The organism is Ramlibacter albus (assembly GCF_014297445.1).
GTDB classification, from domain to species: domain Bacteria; phylum Pseudomonadota; class Gammaproteobacteria; order Burkholderiales; family Burkholderiaceae_C; genus Ramlibacter; species Ramlibacter albus.
The window spans coordinates 41758-62067 of the sequence record NZ_JACORU010000018.1; the positions used below are offsets into that span (position 1 = coordinate 41758).

The window sequence follows — 20310 nt, forward strand, 5'->3', positions numbered from 1 at the left end:
GAGGCCTACCGATGAACAAGCCGACCGAGCCCAAGCTGTTCTCGTATGCGGCGGCGTACGAGGCATGGCAGCGCGAGTATTCGCAGGCGCTGCCGAACGACCGGCAGGTGACCAACCGCTCGGGAATCCCCATCCAGCCGCTCTACACCGGCGCCGGCGCCGAAGCACTCGGGCTGCCCGGCCAGCCACCCTACACGCGCGGCATCTACGCCACCATGCACCGCGGCCGCACGTGGACGCAACGGCAGCTGATCGGCCTGGGCACGCCCGCCGAATACAACCAGCGGCTGCGCCGCATCCTGGACCAGGGCGCGACGGCGATCTCGCTCATCCCGTGCAACTCGGTGTACCGCGGCTACGACATGGACGAGAGCCACATCGAGCTGCTGGGCACTTGCGGCACGGTGATCAACACGGCGGACCACATGGACGAGTCGCTCGCCGGCGTGGACCTCGCGCGCACGTCCTGCGCGCAGAACGACCCCTCGCCGTTCACGCTGCTGGCCTTCATGCTTGTAGCCGCGAAAAGGCGCGGCGTGGACTGGCGCGACGTGAGCGGCACCTCCAACCAGAGCGACTACCTCTCGCACTACGTCGCCAACCACATGTTCTTCCGCCTCGCGCTGCCGGGCGCGCGGCGCGTGCTGGGCGACCACATCGAGTTCTGCAACCAGCACGTGCCGAAGTGGAACCCGATGTCGGTGGTGGGCCAGCACATGCAGCAGGCCGGCGCGACGCCCGCGGAGGCGGTGGCCTTCACGCTCTCGACCGCCATCCAGAATGCGCGCGACTGCATCGACCGCGGCATGGCGCCCGACGATTTCCTGCCGCGGTTCACCTTTTTCTTCGACATCTCCATTTCTTTCTTCGAGGAGGTGGCGAAGTTCCGCGCTGCGCGGCGCATCTGGGCACGCGTGTCCCGCGAGACGCTGGGCGCGAAGGACCCGAAGTCGTGGCGCCTCAAGTTCCACGCGCAGACCTCGGGCGTGGACCTCACGCGGCAGCAGCCGCTGAACAACATCGCGCGCACCACGGTGCAGGCCATGGCCGGCATCTTCGGCGGGCTGCAATCGCTGCACACGGATGCGTACGACGAAGCGCTGTCGGTGCCCAGCGAGTACGGCGCGCGCATCGCGATCGCCACGCAGAACATCCTGCGCGAGGAGGCGCACCTCACCGACGTGATCGACCCGCTGGGCGGCAGCTATTACGTGGAGACGCTCACGGACCAGATGGAGGCCGAGATCCTGCGCGTGATGAAGGTCGTGGAGGACGCGGGCGGCATGTACAAGGCCGTCGAAAGCGGTCTCGTGCAGCGCATGATCGGCGAGTCGGCCGCGCGCTTCCAGCGCAAGGTGGACAGCGGCGAGCAGACCGTGGTGGGCGTGAATCGCTACCAGGTGGAAGAGGACGCGAGCGCGCGGCCGATCAACGTGCGGCCGGAGCGCGAGGCGATGGAGGCTTTCATCGGCTCGTTCCGGCAATACAAGGCGCAACGTTCGCAGGGCGATGTGCAGCGCGCGCTGGATGCCTTGGCGCGGGCCGCGAACTCGAAGGACGAGAACGTGTTCGGCCGGGTGATCGACGCGGCCGAGGCCGGGTGCACGCACGGCGAAATCTGCGGGCTGCTGCGCCGCGAGCTCGGGTTCGGGCACGTCCAGGGGATCGTGTGAGCGTCGACCGGCTGGCCCTCGCGCGCACGCTCAGCCGCATCGAGCGCGGTGACGCCGTCGCTTTCGATACGCAGTCGCTGGGGCGCGCGCATGTCGTCGGCATCACGGGCGCACCGGGTGCCGGGAAGTCGACGCTCGTCAATCTGCTGCTCGGCGAATGGCTCTCTCGCGGACGGAAGACCGGCGTACTCGCCGTCGACCCTTCGAGCCCGATCACCGGCGGTGCCGTGCTGGGCGACCGCGTGCGCATGGGCGAGCATGGGGCGCATGGCGACGTGTTCATCCGCTCGGTCGCTTCGCGCGGACATCTCGGCGGGCTGGCCCAAGGCACTCGCACGATGGTGGATGCGCTCGACGCCGCCGGCTTCGACGTCGTGCTCGTGGAGACGGTGGGCGCCGGCCAATCCGAAGTCGAGATCGTCGAAGTGGCGGACACGCGCATCGTCGCGTGCCCGCCGGGGCTGGGCGACGACGTGCAGTCCATCAAGGCGGGCATCCTCGAGATCGCGGACATCCTGGTGGTGACCAAATCCGACTTGCCGAGCGCGGACCGCACGATGCGCGACTTGCGGGACATGCTCCACCTGCGCGCTGCGGCGCCTGAAGGCGCCTGGAAAGTGCCGGTGCTCGGCACCAGCACGCAGGACAAGCTCGGCGTGCCCGAGCTGGCGGACCGCATCGCCGCGCATGCGCAGGCAGCGGGGCGCGGGCGCAGGCTGACCGCCGTGGACCCGGTCGCGGGCCACGTGCACGCACTCTGGGCACGCGACCCGTTCGCGCAAAGCCTCGGCGTGCGCCTGCGCGGAGCGGGGAGCGGCACGGCGACTGTGGCGCTCACGCTGCAGCCTTCGCACATCAATTTCAACGGCACGTGCCACGGCGGCGTCACCTTCTCGCTGGCGGACACCGCCTTCGGGCTGGCCTCCAACTCGCACGGCGTCATCGCGGCCGGCATCGACGCGCACATCACCTACCAGAACCCCGCTACGACCGGCGACACCCTTGTGGCCCGCGCCGTGGAAGTGTCGCGATCGAAAAAGCTGGCCGTCTACCGCGTGGACGTCACCCGCGAAAGCGACGGCGCTGCGCTGTGCAGCTTCACGGGCACCGTGTACCGCACCGAGCGCCCGAACTGATCTAACTCAATATCCGCCGGCCGCGCCCTGCCCAGAATGGGCGCATGGTCCGGCTTGCCCTTGCCTTCATCGCCACCTGCCTGCTCGCCGGCCATGCGCTGGCGGCGGACGTCCACGTCCTGGTGAGCGTGGCCTTCAAGCCCGTTGTCGTTGCCGTGGCGCCTGGCTTCGAGAAGCGCACCGGGCACAAGGTGAAGTTCGTGGAGGACGACGACTTCGACCTGGCCCTTCTGCCGGAGGTCGAGCTGGAGCGGCTGGGCAAGGACGGGGTTGTGGCCGACGGGTCGATCACCCGCCTCGCGCGCGAGTCGCGCGTGTTCTACGCGGGCGCGCTGTCCACCAATGCGGTGAACTCGAATGCGGCCTTGTCGCTGCTGATCCTGCTGTCCAGCGAAGAGACGCAGGCGATCCTCAAGAGCAAAGGGCTGTCGGCGCCCTGAGCCGGTTCAGGACACGATGTAAGCCGCGGCCCCCGTCGCGAGCAGTTCACCGTCGGCGCCGTGGAACTCCATCCGCGTGTTCGCCACGCGAGAACCCAGGCGCATCACCTGCGCCTTCAACTCGAAGCGCTCGCCGATCGCGGCGCGCAGGTAGTCGACGCGCAGGTCGATGGTGCCCAGCCGCCCGAAGCGGTGCAGGCGCTGCTCGGGCGTTTCGTCCATGTGCTTGGCGCCGATGGCGGCCATGCAGGCGAGGCCCGCCATCGCGTCGAGCCCCGCGCTGATCACGCCGCCGTGCAGCCGGTTGTAGGCGAAATGGCCGACCAGCTCCTGCTTCATGTCGATGTGGCCGGTGACGCCCTCCGGGTGCAACCTGTCGATCTTCAGGCCCAGCACGGTGTTGAAGACGACGCGCTCCTCGAAGATCTTCTTGAGGCCTGCGACGAACTCCGGCTCGAAGAACTGCTTGCCGCTCATAGCGCCAGCTGCCTCGCGGCAAGCTCCTTCATGATCTCTTCGGCGCCGCCGCCGATCATCATCACCTTCACCTCGCGGTAGATGCGCTCGCACTTGGTCCCGCGCATGAAGCCCATGCCGCCGAGGATCTGCACGGCCTGGTCGGCACAGAACTGCATCGTCTGCGTCGAGTGGTTCTTCAGCATGCACACGTCGGCCACCAGATTGGGGTCGGATTCCAGTTTCCCGCCTTCGGCGCGCTCACTCACATCGGCAAGCCACGCCTCGGTGGAGCGGATGCGCATCTGCATGTCGACGAGCTTGTGGCGAATGACCTGTTTCTCGACGAGAGCCGTGCCGAAGGTCTTGCGTTGCCGCGACCAGTCCAGCGCCTCGTCGTAGCAGCACTGCGCGAAGCCCAGCGCCATCGCCGACATCGCGAGCCGCTCGCCGTTGAAGTTGGTCATGATGATCTTGAAGCCTGCGCCCTCTTCGGCCAGCAGGTACTTCGCGGGCACGCGCACGTTGTCGAAGCGGATGTGCGCCGTGTCGGATGCGAGCCAGCCCATCTTGTCCAGGCGCGTGCGCGAGATGCCGGGCGCGTCGCCGGGCACGAGGATCATCGAAATGCCCGACGCGCCCTTGCTCTCACCCGTGCGCACCGCCACCGTGAGCCAGTCGGCGCGCACGCCCGACGTGATGAAGGTCTTCTCGCCGTTCAGGACATAGTGGTCGCCTTCGCGGCGCGCGGTGGTCCGCAGGCTGGCGACGTCCGAGCCACCACCGGGCTCCGTGATGCACAGCGCCGCGATCTTCTCGCCGCGCAGCACGGGCGGAATAGCCTCGCGCTTCACCTCGTCACGCCCGTAGCGCAGCACGGGCGGCAGCCCGATGTTGTGCGACTGCAGGCTGGCCATCACGCCGCCGCTGCCGCCGAAACGCGCGAGCGTGACCGAGACCGCGGTGCGCAAGGCATGCGAAACGGGCGTGCCGCCGTACGCCTCCGGGTAGCCGAGCCCCTGCAGGCCGAGGGCTGCCGCCTCGCGGTACAGCTCGCGTGGGAATTCACCGGCCTCGTCCCACTTCGTGGCATTCGGCGCGATGCGCTCCAGCGCGAAGCGCTTCACGGCGGCAGTGATCGCCTCGATGTCGGCGCGCGCATCGTCGTTCATGCCGCGGCCTCGAAGCTCACGAGCACCTGCGAGGTCGCGGCCTGCTGGCCGGCCTTCACGTGGATGGCCTTGACGACGCCGTCGCGCGCGGCCGAGAGGGCATGTTCCAGCTTCATGGATTCGATGACCAGCAGTGTGTCGCCTTTCGCGACGCGCGTGCCTGCTTCGGCCTTGATCGCGATCACCTTTCCGTTGAATGGGGCACGCAGTTCGTTCGACCCGGCGCCGCCTGCTGCGCCACGCGATGGGTCGAACGACGCGTCCTCGACGAAGAGGTCCACGGGGCCAGCCTGCACGTGCCAGCGGCCATCGGCCACGCGCATCGCTTGTGCATCGCCCGCCGCCAGCTGCGACTCGCTCAGTCGCACATCGACGAGCTGGTCGCGGTGCCGCAGCCGGGCCGGGCGTACGAAAGGGCTGGCGAGGTGGGACGCCGCACCGCGCGGGAATACGACAGCCGCTGCGCATTGCGGCAACACCCGCGATTCCTCACGCGCGATCGCCGCGCGGATCTCGTCGCCATGGCCTACAAGGAAGGGAATCAGCGCACGCCCCTCGCGGAAGACCGGGTGCCGCAAGCACGCCGCCAGGAATTGCCGGTTGTTCGGCAAGCCCAGCAGCACCGTGCGGTCCAGCGCCTGCGCGAGCCTGTCGATCGCCTGGTTGCGCGTCGGCGCGTGGGCGACGAGCTTGCCCAGCATCGAGTCGTAGTACGGCGGCACGTCGAGCCCTGCTTCGATCGCATGGTCGAACCGCACGCTGCCGGGCTCCCGAAACCGCATCACTCGGCCGGTGTGCGGGATGAACTGCTCGTCTTCGGCGCACAGCCGCACCTCGATCGCATGCCCGTTGAAGGCGACTTGCTCCTGCGCGAGCGGCAACGGTTCGCCGCGCGCGATGCGAAGCTGCCATTCGACGAGGTCCAGGCCCGTCACGGCCTCGGTGACCGGGTGCTCCACCTGCAGGCGTGTGTTCATCTCCATCAGGAAGAAGTCGCCGCCCTCCACGAGGAATTCGACCGTGCCCGCGCCCACGTAGCCTGCCGACTGGGCCAGCTCCACCGCGCAGCGGCCCATGCGTTCGCGCATGGCTGCATCGACAGCAGGGCTCGGCGTCTCCTCGATGATCTTCTGGTGGCGGCGCTGAACGGAACAGTCCCGCTCGCCGAGGTGGATGCAGTGCCCGTGCGAATCGGCGAACACCTGCACTTCGACGTGGCGCGGGGCGAGCAACGCGCGTTCGAGCAGGAGCTCGCCGGAGCCGAACGCCGACTGCGCTTCCGACCGGGCGCTTTGCAACGCGCTTGGGAGCTGCGCGGGCTCTTGCACGAGCCGCATGCCGCGGCCGCCGCCACCTGCTGCCGCCTTCACCATGACCGGAAAGCCGATGCGCCTGGCCTCCGCCGCGAAACGCTCGTCGGACTGGTCCTCGCCCTGGTAACCGTGCAGGCAAGGAACACCGCGCGCTTGCGCGAGCTGCTTCGCGCGCGACTTGCTGCCCAACGCGCGGATCGCACTCGCCGGCGGCCCCACCCACGTGAGCCCCGCATCCACCACGGCCTGCGCGAACTCGGCGTTCTCGCTCAGGAATCCATACCCGGGGTGTACGGCATCCGCACCCGTCTCGCGTGCAGCGGCCAGCAACTTGTCGATGCGCAAATAGGTGTCGGCCGACGCATCGCCATGCAGCGGCACCGCCACCGTCGCCTCGCGAACGTGCAGCGCACGCGCATCGGCATCCGAATACACCGCCACCGTCTCGATCCCGAGCCGGTGCGCCGTGCGGATCACACGCCGCGCGATCTCGCCGCGGTTGGCGATGAGCAGCCGCTTCATTCGCGCGTGGGCCGCTTGGCGATGCCCATGGTCTTGGCGAGGATGCCGAGCATCACTTCGTCCGCGCCGCCGCCGATGGAAGCGAGCCGGCCGTCGCGGTACATCCGCGAGACGCGGTTCTCCCAGGTGAAGCCCATGCCGCCCCAGAACTGCAGGCAGGTGTCCGGCACTTCGCGGTTCAGGCGGCCGGCCTTGAGCTTGGCCATGGAGGCGAGCTCCAGCACGTCCTCGCCCTTCACGTACAGGTCGCAGGCGCGGTAGGTGAGCGCGCGCAGCGCCTCCACTTCGGTCTTCAGCTCCGCGAGCTTGAACTGCACCCACTGCTGGTCCGCGAGCGAAGCGCCGAACATCTTGCGCTCCTGCGCCCAGTCGATGGTGAGCTGGATGCAGTGGTTCAACGTATGCAGCGAGCGCGCGGCGGCCCACAGGCGCTCCTCCTGGAACTGCTGCATCTGGTAGATGAAGCCCTGCCCCTCGGCGCCGATGCGGTAACGCTGCGGCACGCGGACCTCGTCGAAGTAGATCAGGCCCGTGTCGGACGAGTGCATGCCGATCTTGCGGATCTTCTTCGCCACCTCGATGCCCTTGGTGAGCTTGCCTTTGGGGCCGTCGCGCATCGGCACGATGACGAGCGACTTGTTCTTGTGCACCGGGCCTTCGCCCGTGTTGACCAGCATGCACATCCAGTCGGCCTGCAGGCTGTTGGTGATCCACATCTTCTGGCCGGTGATGATGTAGTCGTCGCCGTCCTTCACCGCCTTGCTCTTGATGCCGGAGACGTCGCTGCCCGCGGCCGGCTCGCTCACGCCGATGCAGGCGACCATGTCGCCCGCGATGGCCGGGGCGAGAAACTGCCGTTTCAGCTCGTCGCTGCCGAATCGTGCGAGCGCGGGCGTCGCCATGTCGGTTTGCACGCCGATGGCCATGGGGACGCCGCCGCAGTTGATGTGGCCCAGCGCCTCGGCCATCGCCATCGACCAGGAGTAGTCGAGCCCGGCGCCGCCGTATTCCTCGGGCTTGCACAGGCCCAGCAGCCCCAGCTGGCCCAGGCGCTTGAAGACCTGGTGCGCGGGGAACATCTCGGCCTCTTCCCACTCGTCGACGTGCGGGTTGACCTCTTCCTCGATGAAGCGCTTGAGCGTCTTCTGCATCTCCAGGTGTTCGTGGGTGTATTCCATTACATCCTCGCTACGCCAAATTGCATGGCATTGGTTTGCTTCAACTCCGCTTCGCGGATCGTGTCCAGGCAGAACGCGAGCACCGCGCGGGTGTCGCGCGGGTCGATCACGCCGTCGTCCAGCAGCAGGCCGGACGTGTAGAACGCGTCGGCCTGCGCCTCGAACATCGAGACGATCTTGTCGAACTGCTTCTTCGATTGCTCGGGGTCCGGCGTGATGCCTTTGCGCGCGAGGCCGGCCTCGGTGACGATCTGCATCGTGCGAGCGGCCTGCTCGCCACCCATCACGGCCGTCTTGGCGCTCGGCCACGAGAACAGGAAGCGCGGCGCGTAGCCGCGGCCGCACATGCCGTAGTTGCCGGCACCGAACGATGCACCGCACTGGATGGTGAGCTGCGGCACGGTGGCGTTTGTCACCGCCTGGATCATCTTGCTGCCGTGCTTGATCATGCCGCCCTGCTCGCTCTCCTTGCCCACCATGTAGCCGGTGGTGTTCTGCAGGTAGATGATCGGCTGGCCGAGCTGGCACATGTACTGGATGAAGTGCGTGGCCTTGTTGGCGCCGGCCACGTCGATCGGGCCGTTGTTGGTGATGAAGCCGACGCTGTGGCCCGCGATCGCGCCTTGCGAGCAGACGGTCTGCGCGCCGTAGAGCGGCTTGAATTCGAGATGCGTCTGGTCGACGAGGCACGCGATGACGTCGCGCATGTCGACCGGCTCGCGCAGGTTGAGCGGCATCACGCCCAATAAATTGGAATCTGACCCCAATTTCTTGTTGTCATGCCGGGCTTGGCCCGGCATCCATGACAGCCTGCAAACGACGTCGCGGGCGATGCCCAGGGCGTGCCGGTCGTCCTCGGCGAGGTACTCGCCGAGGCCCGAGACGGCGGTGTGCATCTCCGCGCCGCCGAGCTCTTCTTCGGTCGCAACCTCTCCGGTGGCGGCCTTGAGCAAAGGCGGGCCGGCGAGGAAGGCGCGGGAGCGGCCACGCACCATGATCACGATATCGCTCAGGCCCGGCATGTACGCGCCGCCGGCAGTTCCGGAGCCATGCTGAACGCTGATCACCGGGATGCCCGCGGCCGACAGCCGCGCGAGGTTGCGGAACAGCCCGCCGCCACGCACGAAGGTCTGCACCGTGTAGCGCATCAGGTTGGCGCCGGCGCTCTCGACGAGGTGGATGAAGGGCAGCTTGTTCTGCAGGGCGATCTCCTGCATGCGCAGCATCTTGTCCAGGCCCATCGGCTGCACGGCGCCCGCGTCGATGCCGGAGTCGTCCGCGACGATCATGCAGCGCGTGCCGGACACGAACCCGATGCCGGCGATGCTGCCGCCGCCGGGCACGGATTGCGGCTCCTCCTTCGTGTCCTGCAGGTAGCCGGCCAGCGTGCCCAGCGGCAGGTAGGGCGCGCCGGGGTCGAGCAGCAAGGCGACACGCTCGCGCGGCAGCAGCTGGCCGCGCTTGTCGAAGACGGGCTTGGCCTCGGCCGACTTCGCCGCTGCGCGCTCTTCCAAGGCACGCAGCTGCGCGATGCGCGCGAGCATGGCCTCGCTGCGGCCCCCTGCGCTCACTCGAACACCTTCGGCATCTTGTAGCGATGGAAGCCGTCGAAAGGCTTCACCGCCTCGCGCTGCCGCGCGTCCTCGGGCGCTGAGATTTGTCCCCAGCCCATGCGAACCTGCGGCCGCGCGCCGTCCACGCGCAGCACGGTGCCGCTGATGAAGGAAGCAGCGGGAGTCAGCAGGAAAACGATGGCCGCCGAGGTCTCCGCCTCGTTGCCGAAGCGCCCCAGCGGCACCGTCTTGTGCATCTCGCGCAGGCGAGGGCCTGCCTCGGGCGGGTAGTGGTCCATGCCGCTCGAGGCGATGTAGCCCGGCGCGACGGCGTTCACGCGCACGCCGCTGCGCGCCCACTCCAGCGCCGCAGTCTCGGTGAAGCTCACCATGCCCGCGCGCGCGGCGCCGCTGTGGCCCATGCCGGGCATCGAGCCCCACATGTCGGCCACGATGTTCACGATGGCGCCGCCGTGCTGCTGCATCGATTGCAGGTAGCACTCGCGCGCCATCAGGAAGCCACCGGTGAGGTTGGTGTTGACCACGGCCGACCAGCCCTTTGCGCTGATCGACTCCAGCGGCGTCATGTACTGCCCGCCCGCGTTGTTGACGAGGCCGTCGATGCGGCCGTGCGCGACCGTGATGGCCTGCACCACGTCCTTCACCGCTTCTTCCTCGCGGATGTCGCACGCGTGGAAGCTCGCGCGGCCACCGTCCGCGGCGATCTCGCCGGCAACGTCGTGCAGCTTGTCGAGCTTGCGGCCGATCAGCACGACGTGCGCGCCGAGCGACGCGAGCTCGTGCGCCGTGCACCGCCCGATGCCGGAGCCGCCGCCGGTGACCACCACCACCTTGTGCGCGAACAGACCCGGCGCGAACACCGATCGATAAGTCAAGCCTTGCCTCCGATGAAAAGCGCGACGGCGGCATCCGCCAGCTCGTCGAGCGTGGAACCCTTGCGGCGGTCGTACCACTGGGCCGACCAGTTGAGCGCGCCGAAGATCAGCAGGCGCGAGAGCTTCACGTCCGCTTTCAGCAGCCCCTTCTCGTGCAGCGCCTCGAGCACCGGAACCCACGGCGCTTCGTATTCGGCCTGGAGATCGGCCAGCACCGTGCGCTGGCGCGGCGTGATCGAGCGCGCTTCGTAGAGCATCACGGGGATGAAGTCGCTGCCCGGCCCGAGCAGAACGTCGAAATGGTTGCGGATGAGCGTGCGCAGGTGCGCCACGGGGTCCTGCGGTGCGGAGCGCTCGATGGCAATGCGCTGCCGCTCGATGGCCGTGCGCATGCCCTCGACCATCACGGCGTGCAGCAGCGCCTGCTTGCTTTCGAAATGGTAGAAGGGCGAGCCGCTTTGCATGCCTGCGGCCGCCGCGATGTCGCGGGTGCTCGTCGCGTGGAAGCCCTTGCGGCGGAACAGCTTGGCGGCGGCGTGCAGCACCTCGCGGCGGCGGTTGCCGTCGTCCCGTTCGTCCACCGTCTTGCGTGGGCGGCCGCGTGGCCGCTTGGGTGGGGTGGCGGTCTCGGCTTCGGCATGCATGCGCCGCACGTTAGCAGGCGCGGCGAATTATGGCAAGCGGTTGCTTGGTGAAATTCGAGGCTGTCATGCCGGGCTTGACCCGGCATCCATGGTGGCGCGTCACGATGGATGCCGGATCGAGTCCGGCATGACACGTCTGCCTACCTGGCCGCCGCGACGATCTCCTTGACCATCGCCTGCGCCGCCACGGAGAGCGCCTTGCCTTTGCGCCGCGCAAGCAGGATCGGCCGGCGCAACTGCGCGTCGCGCACGGGCACGCACGCCAGCCCCGCCCGCTCGAAGTGGAACAACGTGAGCTCCGGGACGACGCTGATGCCGATGCCCTGCGCCACGAGCGCCGCAACGGTGGCGAGATGCTCCACCTCCAGCGCATCCGCCGCAGCGCTCACGCCGGCGCCCTCGAGGTGCTGCCGCACGCTGCTGTTGCGGGCGAGATGCACGAAGGCCTCACCCTGCAACTGCGAGAGCGCAACCGAGCGCTTGCGCGCCAACGGATGCTCCGGCTTGCACGCAAGATAGAACCGCTCGCTCTTGAGTTCCGTCACGTCGAACTCGCGCAGATCACCGCCCGCGGTGATCGCGATATCCACGCGGCCCTCACGCAGCATCGCGAGCCCGCCGGTCGCCAGCACATCGAACAGTTCGACGCGGATGCTCGGGTGCGCCTGGCGATACCGCGCGATCGCAAGCGGCATCCACATCGCCGCCACCGAGGGCAGCGCCGCCACCGCCACCTTGCCGATACGCCGCGTCGCCAGATCCTGCAGGTGCGCCAGCGCATGCTGCAGGTCCTGCTGGATGCGGCGCACTTCCTCGGCGAACACTTCGCCCTCGGGCGTGAGCGTGACGTGGCGCGTGCTGCGCTCGAACAGCGCGACGCCGGCCACGGCCTCGATCCGCGCGATCTTCTGGCTGAACGCGCTTTGCGACAGGTGGCAGCGCTCGGCCGCGCGCGTGAAATGCTGCGCCTGCGCGAGGGCCAGGAAGGCCTCGAGGTCGCGGGAGGAGAGATTGATCGAGGCCATCGATGAAACGATCCGACAAATCCATTTTACAGATGGCCGCCCCGGGCGCACGATGGCAGCCATGACGCAACCCCTGCTTCGCATCGGCTGCGGCGCCGGCTTCTCCGGCGACCGCTGGGACGCGGCCGTGCCGGTGGTGCGCACGCTGCGCGCCGCGGGCGGCCCGGCCGTGCTGATGTTCGAGACGCTGGCCGAGCGCACGCTCGCGCTGGCGCAACTGCAGCGGCGCAACAAGCCCGACAGTGGCTGGGAGCCGACGCTCGAGCGGTTCGTCACCCCCGTGCTGCGCGACTGCGTGGAAGCGAGGATCCCCATCGTGGGCAATTTCGGCGCGGCGAATCCGCGTGGCGCTGCCCGGCTCTTGCAGCAACTCGCAGCGTCGCTCGGCCTGCCTGCACTGAAGGTCGCCGTCGTCGAAGGCGACGACCTGCTGGCCGCACTGGAGCCGCAGCGCCTTCGTGAATTGCTGCCCCCCACGCTCCAGGGCCGCGAGCTCGTGAGCGCCAACGCGTACCTCGGCGCGCGCGAGATCGCCGATGCGCTGCGTGCGGGCGCGCAGGTCGTCGTGACCGGCCGTGTCGCCGACCCCGCGCTTGCCCTCGGCCCCATGCTGGCCCACTTCGACTGGGCCGACGACGACTGGGACCGCCTCGCCTGCGGCACGATGGCCGGGCACCTGCTCGAATGCGGCGCCCAGGTCACCGGCGGCTACTTCGCCGACCCGGGCGTGAAGGACGTCCCCGGCCTCGCGAATGCGGGGTTCCCCATCGTCGAGATGCACGCCGACGGCAATTTCGTCGTGACGAAGGCCGCCGACACCGGCGGCTGCGTCGACCGCCGCACCGTCATCGAGCAACTGCTGTACGAGATCCACGACCCCGCGGCGTACCTCACGCCCGACGTCGTGGCCGACATCTCGCAGGCCGAGGTGATGGAGATCGGCCAGGACCGCGTCCGCATCGAAGGCGTCCGCGGCCATGCGCGCCCGCCGACGCTGAAGGCCACCGTCTGCTACGAGGGCGGGTGGCTGGGCGAAGGCGAGATCTCCTACGCGGGGCCGAATGCATCGGCGCGCGCCAAGCTGGCGGGCGACGTGGTTCGCAGCCGCGTCAAGCAGCTCGGCATCGAAGCCAGGCTGCGCGCAGACCTCATCGGCGTCGCCAGCATCTTTGCCGACGACGACGCCCAATGGTGGTCCGGCCGCGAACTCGCCGCGCGCGACGACGTCCGCCTGCGCATCGCCGCGGCGACCGCAAGCAAGGCCGATGCCGAAGCCGTGAACCGCGAAGTGCTCGCGCTCTACACCTGCGGCCCCGCGGGCGGCGGCGGCGTGCGCACGAGCGTCACGTCGCGCCTTGCCAGCGACTCCTGCTACGTCCCGCGCGAATGGCTGCAACCGCGCTGGAGCTTCGCATGACCGTGCTGCTGCACACACTCGCGCACGCGCGCACCGGCGACAAGGGCAACCGCTCGTCCATCTCGCTCATCGCCTACGACCCGAAGCACTGGCCCCTGCTGGTGGAGCAGGTGACCGAAACTCGCGTGATGGAACTCTTCGCCTTCCGCCGGCCCACCGCCGTGCGGCGCTACCTGCTGCCGAAACTGCACGCGATGAATTTCGTCATCGACGACGTGCTGGACGGCGGCGTGAACGGATCGCTCAACCTCGACAGCCATGGCAAGGCGCTGTCGGGACTCTTGCTTTCGATGCAACTGGAGACAAACCCATGATTCGCCGTACCCTGCTCGCCGCGCTGCTGCTGCCTCTCGCAGCCGCCGCGCAAACCTACCCCGACAAGCCGATCACGTTCATCGTGCCTTTCGCCGCCGGCAGCGCCACCGACCAGCTCGCCCGCGCGCTGGGGCAGGCCGTGACGGCGGAGACGAAGCAGCCCGTCGTCATCGACAACAAGCCCGGCGCCAACGCCTTCATCGGCGCGCAGGCCGCGGCCAAGGCACCCAAGGACGGCTACTCGGTGTTCATCACGACGAACACCACGCACGCGGCCAACGAGCACCTGTTCAAGAAGCTGCCCTACGACCCGGTGAAGGACTTCGAGCCGGTGGCGCCGCTGTCGAAGGGCGGCCAGATCATGGTGGTGAACAACAGCCTGCCGGTGAACAACGTGCAGGACTTCATCAAGCTCGCGAAGTCCAAGCCGGGCAAGCTGTCGTTCGGCTACGGCAGTTCGTCCAGCCGCATCGCGGGCGAGATGTTCAAGCAGATGACCGGCACGTACATCGTGAGCATCCCCTACCGCAGCAACCCGCCCGCGGTGACGGACCTCATCGGCGGCCAGATCGACTTCATGATCACCGACATGGCCACCGGCCTGCCGCAGGTGAAGGCGGGCAAGCTCAAGGCGCTGGGCGTGTCGACGTCCAAGCGCATCCCGCTCGCGCCCGAAGTGCCGACGATCGCCGAGGCGGGCGTGAAGGGCTACGAGATCACCTTCTGGTTCGCGGCCTACGTGCCGGCCGGCACGCCGCCGGCCGTGGTGAGCCGCCTGAACGACATCGTTGGCAAGGCCAACAAGAGCCAGTCCGTCGCGAACTTCTACGCGCAGAACGGCTTCGAGACGCTTTCGGGCAGCCCCGAGGACCTGCGCAAGTTCCAGGCGGCGGAGTCGGAGAAGTGGCGCAAGATCATCGTGGGCGCCGGCATCGAGAAGGAGTGACCTACTCGATCACCTGGTCGACGTTGGCGAGGAATGTGCGCGGCACTTCGACACCGAGCTGCCGCGCAACCTTGGCGTTGAGCACCGTGTGGAATCGCGTCGGCCCCTCGATCGGCAGGTCGCCGGGCCGCGCACCCTTGAAGATCTTGTCGACGAAGAGGGCCGCGCTTGCCCACAGGTCCGGGAAGCGCACACCGTAGCCGAGGAAGCCGCCGCTCTCCGCGAGCAGGGGCCCGCCGGCCACGGCGATCCGGTGCTTCAGCGCCTGCTCCGCGATCGCCCGCGACGCGCTGCTCAGCGTGGGATGGTCGGCATAGGCCATCGCGGTGACCTGCTGCTTCGCCATCGCCGCGAACACAGGTGCGTACTGCACTTCGCCCGGCTCGACGAAGAAGGCCGTGGCCTTGAGCTGGAGTTCATTCGCGCGGACCGCCATCAACTCGGCGCGGTAGGTGGAGACGTGCAGCAAGCCCAGGTGCGGCAGGCGCGGGAGCGCCTGCTTCAGCAGCTCCACTCGCTTGGCGGCGATCTGCTCGCCGAAGAACACCTGCCCCGTGAAATTCCCGCCCGGGCGCGCGAGGCTCACCGCCAGGCCCTGCCCCACCGGGTCGACAGTGTCCGTGATGACAACCGGAATGGTCGTGGTCAACTTCTTCAGGATGCGAGGCACGAGGCCGTGCGAGACGATCACGTCCGGGTTCTGGCGCACGATGTCGGCGCCGACTTCGGCCAGCAGGTCGTCGCGGCCGTCCGTCGTGCGGAAGTCCAGCACGAGATTGCGCCCTTCGACATACCCGCGCTCGCGCATCGCCACGCGCAACGCTTCGACACGGTCGGCCATGAAGGCCACCGAATTCGTGGTGAGGATGCCGATGCGCCACACCTTGCCGGCGGGCTGCTGCGCCCACGCGCCCGGCCAGGCGGCGGCAGTTGCGACCAGGGCGAAGGCTTGCCGGCGTGTGCTCATGCACACATTGTGGGTCTGCTTTACGGCGACAGCAACCACGCCTGCGCCTCCTCGGGCGAGGCGAAGGTGCGCAGGGCGAAGCCCTTGGCGCTGGCGGCCTTCTCGCTGTTGTAGGTCGCGGGGTCGTCGGCGACCACCGTCGCGAGGCGCTGGAGGTGCGAGAGCTTCTCGACGACCGTCTCGCCGATGAACAGCTGGTCGCTCACGTGCAGGCGGCCGATGACACCGCGCAGGTCCACCATGGCGAGCGTGTCGGCCCGCGTCTCGGTGCGCGCCTGCTCGATGATGTCGAAGTAGTTCTTGAGGGACGCGTGCCCGGCCACCGTGAAAAGGACGTAACGCGGTTCGCGTCGTACGGTGACTGTGAAGGGCATGGTGCGCGGATTCTAGCGTTATCGTATAACGCACATATGAAGCACATCGGTATCGTGGGCTGCTCCGCGGAGGGCGCGGCGCTTTGCTATCGCACCATCTGTGTCGAGGGGCCGCAGGTGCTCGGGCACGCGTACGCGCACCCCGAGGTGTCGATGCATACGCCGTCTCTTGCGCAATACGTTGCGTGCCTCGAACGCGGCGACATGGAGGGTGTGGGTGACCTCATGCTCGCGTCCGCGCACAGGCTCGCCGCGGCCGGCGCGGATTTCCTCATCTGCCCCGACAACACGATCCACCAGGCCTTCGACCACGTGCAACCGCGTTCGCCGCTGCCGTGGCTGCACATCGCGGAAGTCGTGGCCGCCGAAGCTGCATCGCGCGGGTTCAGGCGGCTGGGCCTGACCGGCACGCGCTGGCTCGTGGACAGCGATGTGTACCCCCGGGCCCTCGCCGCGCGCGGCCTCGCATGCGTGAAGCCCCCCGACGAGGAGCGCGCCGAGGTCGGCCGCTACATCATGGAAGAACTCGTCAACGACCGCTTCACGCCGGCGTGCGTGGCGTACCTGCAGCGCGTTATCACGAACCTGGCCGCGCAGGGTTGCGACGCGGTGATTCTCGGGTGCACCGAAATCCCATTGGTGATCGACGAGCGCAACTCGCCGCTGCCGACGCTAGACTCCACTCGACTGCTCGCGCGTGCCGCCCTGAGGCATGCCGCAGGACTGGAGAGCGGCGATGGCTTCATTCGACCTTGACCTGTTCGTGATCGGCGGCGGCAGCGCCGGCGTGCGCGCGGCGCGCATGGCGGCGCAGCGCGGCGCGCGCGTGGCGCTGGCGGAAGCCGCAGACCTTGGGGGCACGTGCGTGAACGTCGGCTGCATCCCCAAGAAGCTTTACAGCTACGCGGCGCACTTCGCGGACGACTTCCGGGATGCCGCCGGCTTCGGCTGGCACGTCGGCGAGACGCGCTTCGACTGGGACGTGCTCAAGGCGAACCGCGCGGCGGAAATCCAGCGGCTCAATGGCGTGTACCAGAACCTGCTGGTGAGCGCGGGCGTGCGCATCCTCACCGGCTGGGCGACGCTGTGCGATGCCCACACGGTGCAGGTGAGCACGGCCACCGGCGAAGAGCGCTTCACTGCGAAACACATCCTCGTGGCCACCGGCGGGCGGCCGAGCGTGCCGCAGTTTCCGGGCAGCGAGTTCGTGCTGACATCCGACAGCATGTTCGACCTGGAACCGTTCCCGAAACGCCTGCTCGTGGTGGGCGGTGGCTATATCGCGTGCGAGTTCGCTTCGATCTTCAACGGGCTGGGCGCGCGCGTGACGCAGCTCTATCGCGGCGAGCAGGTGCTGCGCGGCTTCGACGACGACGTGCGGCAGCACGTGGCGCAGGAGATGCGCAAGCAGGGCGTGGACCTGCGCACGAAGCTCGACGTGGCCTCCATCGAGAAGGCCGACGGCGCCCTGCTGGTAAAGCTCATCGACGGCAGCACGGTGGAAGCCGGCACGGTGCTCTACGCCACCGGCCGCGTGCCGAACGTCGCCGGCCTGGGGCTGGAGGCGGTCGGCGTCGCGCAAGGCAAGGACGGCGCGGTGAAGGTCGACGACGCGTATCGCAGCTCGGTGGCCTCGGTGTACGCCGCCGGGGACGTCATCGCGCGCGTGCAGCTCACGCCCGTCGCGCTGGGCGAGGCGATGGTGATCGTCGACCACCTGTTCGGCGAAGGCAGGCGCACGCTCGGCTACGAGTTCATCCCCACCGCGGTGTTCACGCACCCGAACATCGGCACCGTCGGCTTCACGGAGGCGCAGGCGCGCGAGAAGTTCGGTGAGGTCAAGGTTTTCCGCAGCGAGTTCAAGCCGCTGATGCACACGCTGTCCGGCAGCGGCGAGCGCACGCTGATGAAGCTCGTGGTGGACGCGAAGTCCGACCGCGTCGTCGGCCTGCACATGGTGGGCGCCGATGCGGGCGAGGTCGTGCAGGGCTTCGCGGTCGCCATGAAGGCGGGCGCGACCAAGGCGGTTTTCGATTCCACGGTGGGCATCCACCCGACCGCCGCGGAAGAATTCGTGACGATGCGCGAGCCGGTCGTCGCATGAACCCGCTGCATCGCTGCCGCGTGATCGGCTCGCCATGGGCGGGGGTCTACGCGGTGGAGACGGAGAGCGGCCGCCACTACGGGCGGCATTGGCATTCGGACTATGTGCTCGGCGTGCTCGATGCGGGGGCGCAGCGGTCGGCGAGCGGGCGCGGCATCGTCGAAGCGCAGCCCGGCGACCTGCTGTGCGCCAACCCCGGTGAAGTCCACGACGGCAGGCCGCAGGGCGGGCCGGTGCGGCGCTGGCGCAGCCTCTACTTTGCGCGCGATGCTTTCGCGGACGTCGCGGGCGGGCGCGAGGTCGCGGTCACCCGGCCGGTGATTTCGGACCCGCAGCTGCGGGCGGCGCTGCTGCGGTTGCTGCAAAGGCTCACGCAACGCCGCCATGGCGAAGGCACGCTCGCCTGCGACGAAGCACTTGTAGAGACGCTCGCGCAACTCGTGACGCGCCACGCAGCCGTGCCGCCGCCGCGCGAAGCGCAGGCCTGCGTCGCGGCCGTGCGCGACTTTCTTGCCGACGACCTGCTCGCGACACCGAGCCTCTCGCAACTGGCCGCCGTCGCCGGCCTCAGCCGCTTCCAGGTGCTGCGCCGATTCCAGCGCGCCTACGGCCTGCCGCCGCACGCTTGGCTGCAGCAGCAACGCGCCGAGCGTGCCCGCTCGCTCATCCGCCGCGGCGCGACACTCGCACAGGCGGCCGCCGCGAGCGGCTTCGCCGACCAGAGCCACATGACGCGCGTGTTCGTGCGCCACTTCGGCTTCACGCCGGGCGCGTGGCGACTGCAATAGCGTTCAAGACGCGCCGCTGTCGACGCGCAGAAACTGGGACGCATGTACTTCATCCACACCCCAGTCGTCTGGCAGGAACACCCGAGCCTCGTCGCAGGCATGCTGCACGTCGGCGACATCACGCCCGATGCCGACGTGCGAGCCAGCGTCGCCGCATTCGAGGCCATCGCGAACAAGCGGCTCGCGAACACACCCGAAGGCGAACTGCCCGAAGTGCAGGCGTGGCGCCGCGCGTTCTCGCGCATGGGGCTGAAGCCGACGCAATACCGCTGCGCGTCCGAGTCGCTGCTGCGGCGCTTCCGCAAGGAAGGCTCGCTGCCCGCGATTCACCCGCTGATCGACCTGTGCAACGCCGTCTCGCTGGCGTTCGCCATCCCGATCGGCGTGCTCGACACGTCGCGCATCATCGGCGGCATCACCGTGTGCCACGCGAAGGGCGACGAGGTGTACGACGCGTTCTCCGGCGAGACCGAACACCCCGATCCCGGCGAGACGATCTTCGTCGACGAATCGAATCGCGCGCACGCGCGGCGCTGGACGCATCGCCAGAGCGCGTATTCGGCGGTGCGCAAGGAAACGCGGGACGTGATGATCGTGGCCGAAGCGATGCACGACACCGCGGCCGAAGACCTGAGCCGCCTCGTCGACGCGCTCTGCAGGGTGCTGAAAGTCACGAAAACCGCGTTGCTCTCACCGGCCGCGCCGCGGTTCGAATTCGAGCCGTAGCCATTCAGCTTGCGTTCATGGGTGGGCTTGCAAACTGCACTCACCATCAACCCACCAACGAGGTGAACGCAATGAAAGCCACTGTCCGCAACCGCTTCGGCGCCGTCCTGCTGCTTGCACCGCTGGCCGCGGCCGTCATCGCCGCACGCCCGGCGCATGCCCAGCAGTTCCAGTACGTCTACCCCACGCCCGCGCCGGCCGTGGTCGCCGTGGAGGACAACCACTACTGGCGCGGCCACCGCCAGGACAACCGCGCACCGCGCATCACCGACGTGACGCCGGACAACGGCTCCCGAGTGTGGGACCGCGGCCGCACGCACATCTCCGCCCGCTTCCACGACTGGGGCAGCGGCATCGACTACCGCAACGTGACGCTGCGCGTGGACGGCCGCGACGTGACGTACCGCGCCCGCATCGAGGGCAACGAGGTGCGCTATCGCGAAGACCTTGCCCCGGGCCGCCACTTCGCCGAACTCGTGGTGCGCGACCGCGCCGGCAACGCCACCCGCGAAACCTGGAGCTTCGACGTGGTGGGCCGCCACTGGGGCGAGCGCTACGGCTACTACGACGGCGATCGCCGGTACTAGTGCACACGGGCCGGCGCGGCCCCCGGGCCGCGTTCAGCTTGTGTTCATCCACGGCGCGCATACTTCAGGCACAACACA

General features: G+C 68.6%; 21 protein-coding genes. 11 read left to right on the plus strand and 10 right to left on the minus strand.

The window, feature by feature from the left end:
* Positions 1-11: 11 nt before the first annotated feature.
* Genes H8R02_RS28810 through H8R02_RS28820 form a run of 3 tightly spaced genes read left to right on the plus strand, consistent with a single transcriptional unit; the run spans position 12 to position 3249 of the window.
* A complete protein-coding gene (locus tag H8R02_RS28810) occupies positions 12-1673 on the plus strand; it encodes an acyl-CoA mutase large subunit family protein (RefSeq protein WP_187085284.1) in 1662 nt (553 codons plus the stop codon).
* The gene (gene meaB / locus H8R02_RS28815; RefSeq protein ID WP_222622687.1) at positions 1670-2809 is read left to right on the plus strand and encodes a methylmalonyl Co-A mutase-associated GTPase MeaB; all 1140 of its coding nucleotides are present in this window, start codon (positions 1670-1672) and stop codon (positions 2807-2809) included. The genes H8R02_RS28810 and meaB overlap by 4 nt, the downstream gene beginning before the upstream one ends.
* A 44-nt stretch (positions 2810-2853) precedes the next feature.
* Positions 2854-3249, plus strand: coding sequence for a hypothetical protein (locus tag H8R02_RS28820; RefSeq protein WP_187085286.1), 396 nt, complete (start codon positions 2854-2856; stop codon positions 3247-3249).
* Between the two features lie 6 nt (positions 3250-3255).
* Here H8R02_RS28820 and H8R02_RS28825 read toward each other — a convergent pair whose 3' ends face one another.
* The 8 genes from H8R02_RS28825 to H8R02_RS28860 all read right to left on the minus strand — a co-directional run bounded on the left by H8R02_RS28825 (position 3256) and on the right by H8R02_RS28860 (position 12008).
* Positions 3256-3726 (minus strand): thioesterase family protein, encoded by a 471-nt coding sequence (locus H8R02_RS28825; RefSeq protein WP_187085287.1) that lies wholly within the window; start codon positions 3724-3726, stop codon positions 3256-3258.
* Positions 3723-4877, minus strand: coding sequence for an acyl-CoA dehydrogenase family protein (locus H8R02_RS28830; protein ID WP_187085288.1), 1155 nt, complete (start codon positions 4875-4877; stop codon positions 3723-3725). The genes H8R02_RS28825 and H8R02_RS28830 overlap by 4 nt, the downstream gene beginning before the upstream one ends.
* Positions 4874-6712 carry an acetyl/propionyl/methylcrotonyl-CoA carboxylase subunit alpha gene (locus H8R02_RS28835; RefSeq protein ID WP_187085290.1) on the minus strand — a complete coding sequence of 613 codons (1839 nt, stop codon included), beginning with the start codon at positions 6710-6712 and terminating at the stop codon, positions 4874-4876. Before H8R02_RS28835 ends, H8R02_RS28830 begins: the two co-directional genes overlap by 4 nt.
* Positions 6709-7890: an acyl-CoA dehydrogenase family protein gene (locus H8R02_RS28840; protein WP_187085292.1), complete on the minus strand. Its 1182-nt coding sequence runs from the start codon at positions 7888-7890 to the stop codon at positions 6709-6711. Before H8R02_RS28840 ends, H8R02_RS28835 begins: the two co-directional genes overlap by 4 nt.
* A complete protein-coding gene (locus tag H8R02_RS28845) occupies positions 7890-9434 on the minus strand; it encodes an acyl-CoA carboxylase subunit beta (protein ID WP_187085385.1) in 1545 nt (514 codons plus the stop codon). Before H8R02_RS28845 ends, H8R02_RS28840 begins: the two co-directional genes overlap by 1 nt.
* Before the next feature lie 23 nt (positions 9435-9457).
* A complete protein-coding gene (locus H8R02_RS28850; protein WP_187085294.1) occupies positions 9458-10339 on the minus strand; it encodes an SDR family oxidoreductase in 882 nt (293 codons plus the stop codon).
* Positions 10336-10983 carry a TetR/AcrR family transcriptional regulator gene (locus H8R02_RS28855; protein ID WP_187085296.1) on the minus strand — a complete coding sequence of 216 codons (648 nt, stop codon included), beginning with the start codon at positions 10981-10983 and terminating at the stop codon, positions 10336-10338. Before H8R02_RS28855 ends, H8R02_RS28850 begins: the two co-directional genes overlap by 4 nt.
* A 140-nt stretch (positions 10984-11123) precedes the next feature.
* Positions 11124-12008: a LysR family transcriptional regulator gene (locus tag H8R02_RS28860; protein WP_187085298.1), complete on the minus strand. Its 885-nt coding sequence runs from the start codon at positions 12006-12008 to the stop codon at positions 11124-11126.
* A gap of 61 nt (positions 12009-12069) precedes the next feature.
* Between H8R02_RS28860 and H8R02_RS28865 the strand changes: the two genes are divergently transcribed.
* From H8R02_RS28865 to H8R02_RS28875, 3 genes are read left to right on the plus strand one after another with little or no spacing between them, the layout of a single operon-like run.
* Entirely contained in the window at positions 12070-13425 is a 1356-nt protein-coding gene (locus H8R02_RS28865) for an acyclic terpene utilization AtuA family protein (RefSeq protein ID WP_187085300.1), read from the plus strand.
* Positions 13422-13739, plus strand: a complete 318-nt coding sequence (locus tag H8R02_RS28870) for an AtuA-related protein (protein ID WP_187085302.1) — start codon at positions 13422-13424, stop codon at positions 13737-13739. Before H8R02_RS28865 ends, H8R02_RS28870 begins: the two co-directional genes overlap by 4 nt.
* On the plus strand, positions 13736-14686 hold the full coding sequence (locus tag H8R02_RS28875; protein WP_187085304.1) for a Bug family tripartite tricarboxylate transporter substrate binding protein: 951 nt from the start codon (positions 13736-13738) through the stop codon (positions 14684-14686). Before H8R02_RS28870 ends, H8R02_RS28875 begins: the two co-directional genes overlap by 4 nt.
* A 1-nt stretch (position 14687) precedes the next feature.
* On the opposite strand, the gene H8R02_RS28880 is transcribed toward H8R02_RS28875, so the two are convergent.
* Together H8R02_RS28880 and H8R02_RS28885 are read right to left on the minus strand one after the other, a co-directional pair.
* Positions 14688-15653 carry an ABC transporter substrate-binding protein gene (locus tag H8R02_RS28880; protein WP_187085306.1) on the minus strand — a complete coding sequence of 322 codons (966 nt, stop codon included), beginning with the start codon at positions 15651-15653 and terminating at the stop codon, positions 14688-14690.
* Between the two features lie 20 nt (positions 15654-15673).
* On the minus strand, positions 15674-16027 hold the full coding sequence (locus tag H8R02_RS28885; RefSeq protein ID WP_187085308.1) for a hypothetical protein: 354 nt from the start codon (positions 16025-16027) through the stop codon (positions 15674-15676).
* Positions 16028-16063: 36 nt separating this feature from the next.
* On the opposite strand from H8R02_RS28885, the gene H8R02_RS28890 reads away from it, so the two are divergent.
* The 5 genes from H8R02_RS28890 (at position 16064) to H8R02_RS28910 (ending at position 20232) form a co-directional block, all read left to right on the plus strand.
* Positions 16064-16783 (plus strand): aspartate/glutamate racemase family protein, encoded by a 720-nt coding sequence (locus tag H8R02_RS28890; RefSeq protein ID WP_187085310.1) that lies wholly within the window; start codon positions 16064-16066, stop codon positions 16781-16783.
* Positions 16764-18131, plus strand: coding sequence for a glutathione-disulfide reductase (gene gorA, locus H8R02_RS28895; protein WP_187085311.1), 1368 nt, complete (start codon positions 16764-16766; stop codon positions 18129-18131). The genes H8R02_RS28890 and gorA overlap by 20 nt, the downstream gene beginning before the upstream one ends.
* Positions 18128-18919: a helix-turn-helix domain-containing protein gene (locus H8R02_RS28900; RefSeq protein WP_187085313.1), complete on the plus strand. Its 792-nt coding sequence runs from the start codon at positions 18128-18130 to the stop codon at positions 18917-18919. Before gorA ends, H8R02_RS28900 begins: the two co-directional genes overlap by 4 nt.
* A 42-nt stretch (positions 18920-18961) precedes the next feature.
* Entirely contained in the window at positions 18962-19645 is a 684-nt protein-coding gene (locus H8R02_RS28905) for a B3/B4 domain-containing protein (protein ID WP_187085315.1), read from the plus strand.
* 71 nt (positions 19646-19716) lie between these two features.
* A complete protein-coding gene (locus H8R02_RS28910; RefSeq protein WP_187085317.1) occupies positions 19717-20232 on the plus strand; it encodes a hypothetical protein in 516 nt (171 codons plus the stop codon).
* Positions 20233-20310 lie beyond the last annotated feature (78 nt).

What these genes read in the sequence shown, in the direction of transcription:
- H8R02_RS28875 (WP_187085304.1), top strand. Translation starts at nt 13,736, where the DNA reads ATGATTCGCCGTACCCTGCTCGCCGCGCTGCTGCTGCCTCTCGCAGCC.
- H8R02_RS28820 (WP_187085286.1), top strand. Translation starts at nt 2,854, where the DNA reads ATGGTCCGGCTTGCCCTTGCCTTCATCGCCACCTGCCTGCTCGCCGGC.
- H8R02_RS28905 (WP_187085315.1), top strand. Translation starts at nt 18,962, where the DNA reads ATGTACTTCATCCACACCCCAGTCGTCTGGCAGGAACACCCGAGCCTC.
- H8R02_RS28865 (WP_187085300.1), top strand. Translation starts at nt 12,070, where the DNA reads ATGACGCAACCCCTGCTTCGCATCGGCTGCGGCGCCGGCTTCTCCGGC.
- H8R02_RS28830 (WP_187085288.1), bottom strand. Translation starts at nt 4,877, where the DNA reads ATGAACGACGATGCGCGCGCCGACATCGAGGCGATCACTGCCGCCGTG.
- H8R02_RS28910 (WP_187085317.1), top strand. Translation starts at nt 19,717, where the DNA reads ATGAAAGCCACTGTCCGCAACCGCTTCGGCGCCGTCCTGCTGCTTGCA.
- H8R02_RS28845 (WP_187085385.1), bottom strand. Translation starts at nt 9,434, where the DNA reads ATGCTCGCGCGCATCGCGCAGCTGCGTGCCTTGGAAGAGCGCGCAGCG.
- H8R02_RS28890 (WP_187085310.1), top strand. Translation starts at nt 16,064, where the DNA reads ATGAAGCACATCGGTATCGTGGGCTGCTCCGCGGAGGGCGCGGCGCTT.
- H8R02_RS28885 (WP_187085308.1), bottom strand. Translation starts at nt 16,027, where the DNA reads ATGCCCTTCACAGTCACCGTACGACGCGAACCGCGTTACGTCCTTTTC.
- H8R02_RS28810 (WP_187085284.1), top strand. Translation starts at nt 12, where the DNA reads ATGAACAAGCCGACCGAGCCCAAGCTGTTCTCGTATGCGGCGGCGTAC.
- H8R02_RS28855 (WP_187085296.1), bottom strand. Translation starts at nt 10,983, where the DNA reads ATGCATGCCGAAGCCGAGACCGCCACCCCACCCAAGCGGCCACGCGGC.
- H8R02_RS28835 (WP_187085290.1), bottom strand. Translation starts at nt 6,712, where the DNA reads ATGAAGCGGCTGCTCATCGCCAACCGCGGCGAGATCGCGCGGCGTGTG.
- H8R02_RS28870 (WP_187085302.1), top strand. Translation starts at nt 13,422, where the DNA reads ATGACCGTGCTGCTGCACACACTCGCGCACGCGCGCACCGGCGACAAG.
- H8R02_RS28825 (WP_187085287.1), bottom strand. Translation starts at nt 3,726, where the DNA reads ATGAGCGGCAAGCAGTTCTTCGAGCCGGAGTTCGTCGCAGGCCTCAAG.
- H8R02_RS28880 (WP_187085306.1), bottom strand. Translation starts at nt 15,653, where the DNA reads ATGAGCACACGCCGGCAAGCCTTCGCCCTGGTCGCAACTGCCGCCGCC.
- H8R02_RS28900 (WP_187085313.1), top strand. Translation starts at nt 18,128, where the DNA reads ATGAACCCGCTGCATCGCTGCCGCGTGATCGGCTCGCCATGGGCGGGG.
- H8R02_RS28840 (WP_187085292.1), bottom strand. Translation starts at nt 7,890, where the DNA reads ATGGAATACACCCACGAACACCTGGAGATGCAGAAGACGCTCAAGCGC.
- gorA (WP_187085311.1), top strand. Translation starts at nt 16,764, where the DNA reads ATGGCTTCATTCGACCTTGACCTGTTCGTGATCGGCGGCGGCAGCGCC.
- H8R02_RS28860 (WP_187085298.1), bottom strand. Translation starts at nt 12,008, where the DNA reads ATGGCCTCGATCAATCTCTCCTCCCGCGACCTCGAGGCCTTCCTGGCC.